The 11,404-nt window shown below is 65.5% G+C and carries 11 protein-coding genes; 9 read left to right on the forward strand and 2 right to left on the reverse strand.

Annotated elements, in window-relative coordinates; genetic code table 11:
* Nucleotides 1-248 precede the first annotated feature (248 nt).
* A complete protein-coding gene (locus KTJ89_RS06300; RefSeq protein WP_259357108.1) occupies nt 249-932 on the forward strand; it encodes a hypothetical protein in 684 nt (227 codons plus the stop codon).
* A gap of 122 nt (nt 933-1,054) precedes the next feature.
* On the opposite strand, the gene KTJ89_RS06305 is transcribed toward KTJ89_RS06300, so the two are convergent.
* Both KTJ89_RS06305 and KTJ89_RS06310 read right to left on the reverse strand, forming a co-directional pair.
* Nucleotides 1,055-1,717, reverse strand: a complete 663-nt coding sequence (locus KTJ89_RS06305) for a potassium channel family protein (RefSeq protein WP_101546810.1) — start codon at nt 1,715-1,717, stop codon at nt 1,055-1,057.
* Entirely contained in the window at nt 1,710-3,128 is a 1,419-nt protein-coding gene (locus KTJ89_RS06310) for a TrkH family potassium uptake protein (RefSeq protein WP_259357228.1), read from the reverse strand. Before KTJ89_RS06310 ends, KTJ89_RS06305 begins: the two co-directional genes overlap by 8 nt.
* 59 nt (nt 3,129-3,187) lie before the next feature.
* Here KTJ89_RS06310 and KTJ89_RS06315 point away from each other — a divergent pair, with 59 nt between their 5' ends.
* The 8 genes from KTJ89_RS06315 (at nt 3,188) to KTJ89_RS06350 (ending at nt 11,346) form a co-directional block, all read left to right on the forward strand.
* Nucleotides 3,188-4,384: an acetoin utilization protein AcuC gene (locus KTJ89_RS06315; RefSeq protein WP_139907257.1), complete on the forward strand. Its 1,197-nt coding sequence runs from the start codon at nt 3,188-3,190 to the stop codon at nt 4,382-4,384.
* A 250-nt stretch (nt 4,385-4,634) separates the two neighbouring features.
* A complete protein-coding gene (locus KTJ89_RS06320) occupies nt 4,635-4,733 on the forward strand; it encodes a 30S ribosomal protein bS22 (RefSeq protein ID WP_009882927.1) in 99 nt (32 codons plus the stop codon).
* Nucleotides 4,734-4,805: 72 nt separating this feature from the next.
* Nucleotides 4,806-5,051, forward strand: coding sequence for a glutaredoxin family protein (locus tag KTJ89_RS06325; protein ID WP_259357109.1), 246 nt, complete (start codon nt 4,806-4,808; stop codon nt 5,049-5,051).
* Nucleotides 5,052-5,078: 27 nt separating this feature from the next.
* The gene (locus KTJ89_RS06330; RefSeq protein ID WP_039206526.1) at nt 5,079-5,774 is read left to right on the forward strand and encodes a redox-sensing transcriptional repressor Rex; all 696 of its coding nucleotides are present in this window, start codon (nt 5,079-5,081) and stop codon (nt 5,772-5,774) included.
* Entirely contained in the window at nt 5,771-8,248 is a 2,478-nt protein-coding gene (gene hemA, locus KTJ89_RS06335; RefSeq protein ID WP_259357110.1) for a glutamyl-tRNA reductase, read from the forward strand. Before KTJ89_RS06330 ends, hemA begins: the two co-directional genes overlap by 4 nt.
* Nucleotides 8,245-9,849 (forward strand): bifunctional uroporphyrinogen-III C-methyltransferase/uroporphyrinogen-III synthase, encoded by a 1,605-nt coding sequence (locus tag KTJ89_RS06340; protein ID WP_139907261.1) that lies wholly within the window; start codon nt 8,245-8,247, stop codon nt 9,847-9,849. Before hemA ends, KTJ89_RS06340 begins: the two co-directional genes overlap by 4 nt.
* 1 nt (nt 9,850) lies before the next feature.
* Complete coding sequence (hemB, locus tag KTJ89_RS06345; RefSeq protein WP_181271823.1) at nt 9,851-10,879, forward strand: porphobilinogen synthase; 1,029 nt, start codon at nt 9,851-9,853, stop codon at nt 10,877-10,879.
* Complete coding sequence (locus tag KTJ89_RS06350) at nt 10,879-11,346, forward strand: MarR family winged helix-turn-helix transcriptional regulator (RefSeq protein WP_139468609.1); 468 nt, start codon at nt 10,879-10,881, stop codon at nt 11,344-11,346. Before hemB ends, KTJ89_RS06350 begins: the two co-directional genes overlap by 1 nt.
* Nucleotides 11,347-11,404 lie beyond the last annotated feature (58 nt).

An 11,404-nucleotide genomic window follows, 5' to 3' on the forward strand; every position in this document is an offset into this window, starting at 1 on the left:
ATCACACCGAGACGATGACTCCGACTCAGCGTTCTGCTCTTAGGGCCCGATCTGCTTCGGTGGCGCTTCCAGGTGCAGGTCTGCAGGCTTCATTTCCTGGTCGTGTCAGGGGCCCATCGTATTCTCCCCTCGATAGGGATTGCCGCAGCGGCATCCGGTCGGGGAGGGGAGTGGTGAAAATGGACAACAATGACGAATTCTTCCGCGTGGCGAGGCTGAGCAGGGAGCTCCGGGAGATCGACTCCGAATTGGCCGAAGCAGCACGACGTCGTGCGGAGCGCGAGGCGATTGCGAATCTCGATCCGCATCTTCCGCTCGTGCAGGATGATGTAGCGTCCGTGGTCGGACAGTGGGAAACCTGCGTGGCACGGGAGGCTGAGTTTTTAGAGTCCAGGGAAGATGTGGTGGAGCGACTCCTCCCAGCTTTCCTCAATCTTGCCGCACTCGAATTCGGCCGCTTGGATGAGGAGTTCGGCTCGAAAGAGTGGGGCGACACCGCAGAACGATGCCTGGATGCCATTGAAACGTTGGCGCAGGCCTACACGCACCGACTCCAGCAGGCGATCAACCAGTGGAATCATGTCGCGGAGGCACTGCTCGACATGTCGCACGGGCTGCCGGGAGATGACGCGGAACGCGAAATGGAACCGAGCTCCACCGATGCATCCGGCTCACCAGGTGATTCAGCTGGTTCGGCGATCAGACGGATCGGACCGACCGCCTCGGGCGGGTATACAGGGATCGAGGTGAACGGACAGGCGATCGAGATGGTCAGTCATCACGAGACCATCGACGAATTCCTCACCGCGTTGGAGTCAGGGATGAAGGGGATGCTGGCGGAAGCCAGAAAGAGCCTGCTCTCGGGTTCCGACTGCTCTACCGAGGTCGTTCTCGACCCGTCACCGTCGCATCTCATCTGGCGGCAGATGTGACGCGATTGGTGTGCGCCAACTGCCTCGAAATGCAGATGCCCTGATCAAGATCACGGCATACACGCTTTGGACCCGCGGATGCAGCCGGTCGGTGAACCGGCGGTTCGACGCGGACTCGGAAGCTACGGGCGGCCGGCGAAGCGGCCGAGCAGCTCGACGTGACCGGCGACGATGAGCAGATCCTGTTTGCCCACGCGGGTCGTCGGATCGGCGTAGGTGAAGTCGCGGCCGGGGCTCTTGATGCCCACGATCGTCACTCCGTACTTGTCGCGGACACCGGACTCGCTGAGAGTGAAGCCCTGGATCTCCCGCGGCGGCCGCATCTTCACCACGGCGAAATGGCCCTCATCGAACTCGATGTACTCCATCATCCGGGAGCTGACCAGGTGGGCGACGCGGCGACCTGCGTCCGACTCCGGGTAGAGCACATGGTGGGCGCCGATGCGGTGGAGGATCTTGCCGTGCGACGGCGAGATCGCCTTCGCCCACACCTGCGAAACGCCCAGGTCGACGAGGTTGGCGGTCGTGAGCACGCTGTCTTCGATCGAGGTTCCGATCCCGACGACGGCAGTCGAGAAGTCACCGGCACCGACCTGCCGCAGTGCGTCGATGTTCGTCGAATCGGCTTCGACGACGTGCGTGAGTTTGCCGCTCCAATCCTTGACGAGCTCGGGGTTGTGCTCGATGGCCATGACCTCGCGCCCCAGGCGGGCAAGAGTCGCCGCGGTCGAGGACCCGAAACGCCCCAGTCCGATGACCAGGATTGAAGTGTGTTCGTTAGCCAACGACCGGCCTTTCCTCGGGGTAGCGGTACAGGCGCACCGAATCCTGCATAGACAGTGCAGCCGCCAGTGTAATCGTACCGAGTCGACCGATGAGCATGATCACCGACAGAACATAGAGTCCCGAATCCGGCGAGGTCGCCGACACCCCGGAGCTCAGACCCACGGTGCCGAATGCGGAGATCACCTCGAACAGCACCCGATCGAGCGGTTCCGCACTGATCTGCAGCATCGTCAGGGTGCCGATGAAGACGATCATCGCACCGGTGAGCAGAATCGAGATCGACAGTTTGATCGTCGACGACGTCAGCCGCCGACCGAACACGTGCACGTCCTGCAGACCCCTGGCCTCGGCATACGCAGCGAGGACAAGCACGGCCACCGTCGTCACCTTGATTCCGCCTGCTGTCGACGACGAACCGCCGCCGATGAACATCATGAGGTCCATGAGCAGATGCGACGCCTGGCTCATGTCCGCGACCTCCATCGTCGAGAAGCCGCCGGACCGGGGCATGACCGCCATGAACAGCACTTCGACGAAGGTATGGCCGGCATTCTTATCGCCCAGGGTCGCCGGGTTCGCCGACTCGAACAGCGCCAACAGGAGCAGACCGATCGCCAGCACCGTCGTCGTGGTCGTCAATGTCAGCTTCGTATGCAGATCCCAGCGGCTGGGCCGGTTCCAGAACATCGCGACCATGAGCACGACGGGGAACCCCAGCGACCCGACGAACACCCCCGCCATGAGCAGGGACAGAATCCACGGATCCGAGGCGAAGTACGCCGCACCGCCTTCGTGGATGGTGAAACCGGCGTTGTTGAACGCCGAGATCGAGTAGAACACCGAGTACCAGATGGAGTCGCCGAGCGATTCCCCGCGGATGAGGAACCGTGGGAACAGCAGCACCGCGAGGATCGACTCGGCGGTGAAGATGGTGATGACCACTGTCTTGAGCAGCGAGCCGACCTGACCCAGATTGAGCGCCGAGGTGGCCTGCTGAGCGATCAGGCGCTGCCGGACTCCCAGCCTCCTGGAGACCGCCATGCCCAGCACCGAGGCGAGGGTGAGGATTCCGAGACCGCCGACCTGGATGCCGGCGGTGATGACCGAGATCCCGAAGTCCGACCAGTACTCCTCCGTGACGACCGGGGTCAGTCCGGTCACACACACGGCCGAGACCGCCACGAACACCGAGTTCGCGATGTGCGTGGCCTGATCGACCGAACCGGGGTCGCGCATGCTCGCCGGCATCATCAGCAGGATCGCGAACGCCGCGACGACGGCGACGAAGGACCCGATCGCCAATCGTGCCGGTGAGGCCACGGCGAGGTCGTCGACGAAGTCACGGACCCACCGGCCCGGCTTCAGCAGCCGATCGAAGCGCGGCGAGGAATTCTTGGACACAAGCACCATGGTAGAGCCGGTGGCCCCGGAATCGGCGCAAGTGAGCTGTGCCATATAGCATGGTGGGCATGGCCGAAAATGATGTGTATGTCGTTTGGGACGACGAAGTGACCGGTTACAACTTCGGTCCCAGCCACCCCATGCACCCTCTCAGGCTCGACCTGACAGCGAAGCTCGCCGAGGACTTCGGACTCTTCGACGCAGACAACGTCCACATCAATCCCATCGGTGAGATCGACGAGGCGAAGCTCGCCCGCCTCCACGACCCCGACTACATCGCCGCGGTCAAGCAGGCCGGCACCGAGGAGGGCCTCGAGGAGCAGGACGCGAACAGATACGGAATCGGCACCGAGGATGTTCCCGGGTTCGAGAATATGCACACCGCCTCGGCGCTGCTGTTCCAAGGCAGCGTCAACGCCGCGAACGCGATCATCTCCGGAGACTTTCGGCGCGCGGTGAACTTCTGCGGCGGAATGCACCACGCGATGCCCGGCAAGGCCAGCGGCTTCTGCGTCTACAACGACGCGGCCGGAGCGATCACCGAATTCCTCGACGCCGGATACGAGCGCATCGTCTACCTCGACATCGACGCCCACCACGGTGACGGTGTCGAGACGTTCTTCTGGGACGACCCGCGAGTGCTCACGATCTCGATCCACGAATCGGGGAAGTTCCTCTTCCCCGGCACCGGATTCCCCGCCGATATCGGGGGACTCAAGGCGGCCGCCTCGGCGGTGAATATCGCCCTGCCCCCGCGCACGGGCGACGCGGACTGGCTGCGCGCCTTCGACGCCACTGTCCCGCAGGTCGTCGCCGCATTCGAACCTCAGGTCATCGTCTCCCAACACGGGTGCGACGGTCACCGGGCGGACCCGCTGACCCATATGCGCCTGAGCGTCGACGCGATGCGCATCGCCGCCGAACGCATCCGCGACCTCGCCGTCGACCATGCCGATGGACGCTGGCTGTCCGTCGGGGGAGGGGGCTACGCGATCATCGACGTCGTGCCCCGCGCCTGGACGAACCTGCTGGCCGTCGCCGCCGGCCGCGATATCGATCCCGGAGCCCGGATCCCCGGACGCTGGGCCTCCTACGCGCAGACGAAGACCGGGAGGGAAGCGCCGCTGTCGATGACCGACGGCTTCGACGGGGCGTTCGAACCATGGTCGAAGGGGTTCGACCCCGAAGTCGAACTCGACCGCGCCGTGATGGGCACTCGGAAGAACATCTTCCCCTTCTTCGCACTCGACCCCTACTTCGACTGAGCGAGGGCTGCTTCGACTGAGCGAGATCGGTCGACGCCCGTCGACCCAGCCGAACGCGAGTCCGGCCCTGCCGTGCACGCCACCCGGGCCGAACCCGATCCCCGCGTCCGCGCGGATCGCCTGGCACCGCCGTTGTGGATCTGGACACAGTTTTGGGAAAGCAGGCGGCCAAGCGATAGAATTGCACGGTTAGTTCAATGGGTGGGCACCTGATGTTCACCCTCCACCGACAAGCACAAGGGGTACCCGAGTGGGCTCAGTCATCAAGAAGCGCCGCAAGCGTATGTCGAAGAAGAAGCACCGCAAGCAGCTTCGCAAGACACGTCACCAGCGTCGCAACAAGAAGTAAGACCCAACGGTCCTACGCCCCCGCTCGAGTGATTTCTCGGCGGGGTTTGTTGCACCCGATGAGGAGTGAGCCATGGTCGATCTGACCTTTCTCACACGTGTCGACTGCCATCTGTGCGCTGATGCGCTGCAGAACGTCACCGAGGTGGCTGCAGGCAGAGATGTGACCGTGACCGAGATCGACATCGATACGGATGACGATCTGGCCGCGCAGTACGGCTGGGACGTTCCCGTCGTTCTCCTCAACGGGCGACAACACAGTTTTCATCGAGTCGATAGGGATCGGCTGGCCAAGGCGCTCGACGCCTTGGGCGCATGAGATCGATTGAAGGAGTGAGGCGGATTCGTGGGCGAGATTCTGTCCGCCAACAGGATTGAGGGTGTCGTTCGCAAGGACGTACCCGAGCGCGTGATATCCCGACTCCCGATCTATCTGCAGACCGTCGAGACGATTGCCGCCACCGGCCAGGACACAGTTTCGTCGGAGGACCTTGCCGCGCGCAGCGGTGTGTCCCCGTCGATTCTGCGCAAAGACCTCTCCCAGCTGGGGCGATCGGGAACCCGTGGGGTCGGCTACTCCTGTCCGGAGCTGGCCGCGACCCTGCGGACTTTCCTCGGCCTCGACCGCGACCGCCGCGTCGCCATCATCGGCGCCGGACGTCTCGGCTCGGCACTGGCCGACTACGCCGGATTCCGTCGGCGCGGCCTGCGCCTGACCGCCGTCTTCGACATCGACGAGGAGAAGATCGGCACCTCCATCGGTGCCCTGACCGTCTCTTCCCTGGACGACCTTCCCGCCTGGTCCGAACACATCGACCTGGTGGTCATGGCCGTCCCCGCAGCCGCGGCACCCGCGGCGGCCCAGAAGGCCGTCGAAGCAGGTGTGCGCGGCATTCTCAACTTCTCACCCACCGTGCTCGACGCACCGGATACCGTGCGTGTCCATCAAGTCGACTTGGCCAGTGAGCTGCAAGTACTCGCATACTATTCGGCGCTGGACACGGCACCGCTCAACCCTGGTTTTGAGGAGCACAGGAATTGACTCTCTTGGTTCTCGGCATTTCACATCAGTCGGCTCCGATCGACATGCTCGATCGAATGGCCTTCGGCGCCGGTGAGGTCGGCACTCTGCGACGGGACGCCCTGGCCGGAGAGAACATCGAGGGACTCGCCGTGCTCTCGACGTGCAATCGCCTCGAACTCATCGCCGACGTCTCCGCCTTCCACGGGGGACTGGCCGACCTCGGCAACGCGCTCGTGTCGTCGATCGACAAAGAATGGTCAGATATCGCCGGGCACTTCTACGCCCACTACGACCACCAGGCCATGGAGCACCTGCTCAAGGTCGCCTGTGGACTCGACTCCATGGCCATCGGCGAAGCCCAGATCCTCGGTCAGCTCCGGACGGCGTTCACGGAATCGCAGTCGGACAAGGCACTGACCTCCGAACTCTCCCAGGCGCTGCAGCAGGCGCTGCGTGTGGGCAAGCGCGCCCATTCGGAGACCGACCTCGGAGACGTCGCACGGTCCCTGTTCGGTGCAGGCATCGAGGCATCGGCCGCGCACATCGGGTCCCTGCGTGCAGCGAATGCACTCGTCATCGGCGCCGGAGCCATGTCGGGGCTCGTCGTGTCCGGGCTGCACAAGGAAGGCGTCGCCCACATCACCGTGCTCAACCGGACGCTCGACAAGGCCGAACGCCTCGTCGCCGAGGTGGGCGGACGTGCCCGCGAACTCACCCCGCGCATCATGGCCGAGGAGATCGCCGACGCCGACCTCATCGTCTCCTGCACCGGTGCCCGCGGAGTCGTCGTCAGCCGCGACGACATCGTCGCCGGACTCTCGCAGAACCCCAAGGGCGCGGCGAACAAGGCGTTCATCGACCTCGCCCTGCCGCACGACATCGACCCCAGCGTCCGCGAGTTCGAACATGTCGCCCTCTTCGGCCTCGGCGAGATCCGCGAACTGCTGCGCGGCTCCGATAAGGAAAGCGATGCGAAGGTCGCCGGCACCATCGACGAAGTCCGCGCCATCATCGCCGCCGAGCTGGAGAACATCGCCACCGGCAACAAGGAGCGCTCGGTCGCTCCGACCGTGACCGCTCTGCGCTCCCATGCCAAAGATGTGCTCGCCTCCGAGACACAGCGCCTGGAGAAGAAGCTCGGCGACTCCGTCGACGAGAAGGCGTTCGCAGAGATCCGCAAATCCCTGCACCGGGTGGCGGAGAAGCTCATCCACACCCCGACCGTGAAGGTCAAGGAACTCGCGGTGACCGAATCCGAGGTCGACTACGCCCAGGCTCTCATGCAGCTCTTCGACCTGCCGGTCAACAAAGTCGCCCACGCCAAGACCGCTCCGGAGACGAAGGTCGCGAAGGCCGCCAGCGCGCATCATGTCGAGGCCGACGGCATCCGCCCAGTCGCCGATCACACCCTCGACATCGTCGAACCCGAACACTTCACCGGCCGCACCGTGCGTCTGGGCACCCGCCGGTCACAGCTGGCTCGTTCCCAGTCCACGGCGATCGCCCACCAGATCGCGGCTCTGACCGGCTGGCGCGTCGAGATCGTCGAGGTCGTCACCGAGGGCGATGTCAATATGTCGCCCCTGGCCGGTTTCGGCGGCACCGGAGTCTTCGTCTCCGCCGTCCGACAGGCCCTCCACCAGGGCAAGATCGATCTGGCCGTGCACTCGCTCAAGGACCTGCCCACCACCCCCGAGGTGGGAATCCAGATGGCAGCCATCCCACCGCGCGTCGACCCGGCCGACGTCCTCATCGGCCGCGACGGACTGAGCCTGAACGACCTGCCCTCCGGGTCCGTCATCGGCACCGGTTCGCCGCGTCGTGCCGTTCAGCTGCGTGCCGCACGTCCCGATATCGAGGTCCGCGGAGTGCGTGGAAACGTCGACACCCGCATCGCCCATGTACGCGACGGCCGCCTCGACGCAGTCGTCCTCGCCGCCGCCGGAGTGCGTCGCATCGGGCGGCTGGCCGAGGCCACCGATTCGCTCAACTTCGATGTCATGCTCCCGGCCCCGGGCCAGGGAGCCTTGGCGGTCGAGACTCGCAGCGCCGACAGCGCCTTCGCCACCACTGCGGACATCCTCGACAGCGACGCCGAGGTGCGGGCGGCTCTGCGCCGGATCCACGACCAGACGACCGACCTCGCCGTGACCTGCGAGCGCGCGATCCTCTCCCGTGCCGAAGCCGGCTGTTCGGCTCCGATCGGCGCGCTGGCGAAGATCGAGGGCACCGAGTTCATCGTCGACGCCGTGATGGCCGATGATGACGGCAAGCTCGCCCGCACGCGTCAGAGCACCGAGCTGCCCGCCCTGCTCGACGTCGACTGGAGCAGCACCGGCGAGCAGCAGCTGTCGGTGACCGCGAAGGAACTCGCCCGTATCGCCGACGAACTCGGCACCGCAGCGGCCGAGGATCTGCTGGGACGCCTCGGCATCGACCCGGCCGCCAGCGCCGAACACCTCACCCCCGTCAAGGCTCAGGAGCAGGGATGAACAGCGAACCGACAACGGGCCAGGTGCAGCCGCGCCGACTCCTGCCGGCTGCTCCGCGCGTCGTCTTCATCGGCAGCGGGCCCGGCGAATCGGGTCTGATGACGATGCGCGGCGCCGAGATCCTCGCCACCGCCGAAACCGTCGTCTATGACGCCGATGTGCACTCGGAGATCGTCACCGCCTATGTGCCGCAGGCCGCAACGCTCATCGATGCCGCCGACCTCGGAGTCGCCGCCTCGACCCGAGGTCGCCGCATGGCCGAACTCGCCCGCCCGGACAAGACCGTGGTGCGGCTGAGCTCGGACGACGGAATCATCTTCACCACGACGACAGCGGAAGCCGGAGTCTGCCGCAAGGAACAGGTCGAGGTCGAAATCGTGCCCGGAGTGGGACTCTCCGCCTCGACGGCTGCCTACACCGGAACGGCTCTGACGACCAACCGCGTCCGGTCGGTGCGTTTCATCGAAGCAGGACCGCAGACCCATGTCGACGTCTCCCGCCACCGGAACACGACCCACGTGCTCACCGGCAGCGCAGCCGCCCACGAACAGGCCATCGAAGCCCTGCTCGCCGACGGCTGGGACGAGGACACGAAGGTCCTCCTCGGGTGGGGGATCTCCACCATCGAGCAGACGAGCGTGGAGACGACTTTGCAGCAGGCGCTGTCCATGGCGCAGACAGGTTCGGATCGTATGGTGGTGATCATGGGGCAGGGAGTGGAATCCAGAGGAGAGCTCAGCTGGTTCGAATCCAAACCGCTCTTCGGCTGGCAGGTGCTCATCCCGCGGACGAAGGAACAGGGCACCTCCACCGCCGAAGCCCTGGCCGAGCTCGGCGCCGTCGGCACTGTGGTGCCGACCATCGCCGTGCAGCCGCCGCGCACCCCGACCCAGATGGAGAAGGCGATCCGCGGCCTCGTCGACGGATCCTACGAATGGGTCGGCTTCACCTCGGTGAACGCCGTGCGTGCCGTGCGCATGTGGTTCGAAGACTTCGGACTCGATTCCCGTTCGATGGCCGGCGTCAAGGTCGCCGCCGTGGGCGGTCGCACCGCGGCAGCGCTGGTCGACTGGGGGATCACCCCCGACCTCGTCCCCGACGGGGAGCACTCCGCACGCGGGCTGGCCGCGGCCTGGCCGGACTTCGTCGATGACATCGACCCGATGAACACGGTCCTCCTGCCTCGTGCCGATATCGCCACCGAGGTGCTTGTGGCCGGACTGCTGGAGAAGGGGTGGGACCCCGACGACGTCACCGCCTACCGCACCGTGCGCGCCTCTCCGCCGCCGGCTCCGATCCGCGAGTCGATCAAGGCCGGAGACTTCGACGCCTTCCTCTTCACCTCCTCATCGACGGTGCGCAACCTCGTCGGCATCGCCGGCAAACCCGCCCCCACCTCGGTGATCTGCTGCATCGGCCCGGCAACGGCGAACACTGCAGCCGAACACGGACTGCGCGTCGACGTCCTTGCCGAGGAAGCCAACCTCACCTCTCTCATCGACGGTCTCGTCGAATTCGCACTCACCCAGCGCGCCGATGACGTGGAAGCCGGGATCTCCCCGCAGCGTCCGAGCCAGAAGCGCCGCAGAAGGAAGGCCTGACATGTCATTGGTTCCCGGAACCGTCCGTCCCCGTCGGCTGCGGTCGACCCCGGCACTGCGTCGCCTCGTCTCCGAGGTGCGACTCCACCCGACCGAGCTCATCCTTCCGATGTTCGTCAAGGAGGGCCTGAGCGAACCTCTGCCGCTGGGCGGAATGCCCGGAGTCGTCCAGCACACGATGGACTCACTGGTCGAGGCAGCCCGAGAAGCGGTGGCGGCCGGAGTCGGCGGACTCATGCTCTTCGGCATCCCCGAACACAAGGATGAGATCGGCTCACAGGCCGATGACCCCGACGGCATCCTCAACCGGGCGCTGTCGCTGCTGGCCGGCGAATTCGGCGATGACACCGTGATCATGGCGGACCTGTGCCTCGACGAATACACCTCCCACGGCCACTGCGGAGTCCTCGACGAGGCCGGTGCGGTCGACAACGACGCCACCCTCGACCGCTACGCCTCGATGGCGCTGGCCCAAGCTCGCGCCGGGGCCGAGGTGCTCGGGCTGTCAGGCATGATGGACGGCCAGGTCGCTTACTGCCGGGAAGCCCTCGACGCCGCCGGATTCACCGACACCGTCGTCATGGGCTACACCGCGAAGTACGCCTCCGCCTTCTACGGTCCCTTCCGCGAAGCCGTCGACTCCGAGCTCAAGGGCGACCGCAAGACCTACCAGCAGGATCCCGCGAACGGTCGCGAGGCGCTGCGCGAACTCGGCCTCGACCTGGCCGAAGGCGCCGACATCGTCATGGTCAAGCCGGGTCTGCCGTATCTCGACGTGCTCGCCGAGGTGGCCCAGGAATCCATCGTGCCCGTATGGACCTACCAGGTATCCGGAGAATACGCGATGATCGAATTCGCGGCCGCCGCCGGAGCCATCGACCGGGAGAAGGCGATCGAGGAGTCCCTCATCGCCTTCAAACGTGCCGGTTCCGATGCGATCCTCACCTACTGGGCAACCGAGGTCGCCCAGCGCCTCCAGTCCGAGGCCGCAGGCCATCTGACCAAGCGCAGCGCCGACGGAGGCCGGTGATGACCGAGCCTCGCTGGCTGTCGGCAATCGACCAGAGGGCCTGGCGCAGCTACCTCAACGGCTCTCAGCTGCTCAGCACACAGCTGGACAAGGAGCTGCGTGAGAAGCACGGCATCGGTCTGCCCGAATACGAGATCCTCGTGCGTCTGTCCGAACACGACGACCGGACGATGCGGATGGCGCTGCTGGCCACCGATACGACGATGTCCCGATCACGACTGACCCACAGCGTCGCCCGAATGGAGAAGCGCGGACTGCTCGAGCGCTCCGCCATCCCCGAGGACGGCCGAGGGGTCAACTGCGTGATGACCGAGGCCGGATGGCAGCTGCTGCGAGCCGCGGCCCCCGACCATGTCGCCGGAGTCCGCAGCCACCTCGTCGATCTCCTCGACCCCGAGGAGATGGAGACCCTGGGGCGGATCTTCACCAAAGTCTTCGACCATATGAGCGACATCGACGGCTCCTGAGCCGTCCCCACACATCACTGAGAACGATCCCGGGACGAAACCCGACCCGCGAAGAATC

Origin of the sequence: Brevibacterium sediminis, assembly GCF_024895295.1 — a bacterium.
Lineage (GTDB): Bacteria > Actinomycetota > Actinomycetes > Actinomycetales > Brevibacteriaceae > Brevibacterium > Brevibacterium sediminis.

Bases quoted from the DNA above. Each gene is read 5' to 3' on its own strand.
- hemB (WP_181271823.1), top strand. From the start codon at position 9,851: ATGTCATTGGTTCCCGGAACCGTCCGTCCCCGTCGGCTGCGGTCGACC.
- KTJ89_RS06340 (WP_139907261.1), top strand. From the start codon at position 8,245: ATGAACAGCGAACCGACAACGGGCCAGGTGCAGCCGCGCCGACTCCTG.
- KTJ89_RS06325 (WP_259357109.1), top strand. From the start codon at position 4,806: ATGGTCGATCTGACCTTTCTCACACGTGTCGACTGCCATCTGTGCGCT.
- KTJ89_RS06310 (WP_259357228.1), bottom strand. From the start codon at position 3,128: ATGGTGCTTGTGTCCAAGAATTCCTCGCCGCGCTTCGATCGGCTGCTG.
- KTJ89_RS06350 (WP_139468609.1), top strand. From the start codon at position 10,879: ATGACCGAGCCTCGCTGGCTGTCGGCAATCGACCAGAGGGCCTGGCGC.
- KTJ89_RS06315 (WP_139907257.1), top strand. From the start codon at position 3,188: ATGGCCGAAAATGATGTGTATGTCGTTTGGGACGACGAAGTGACCGGT.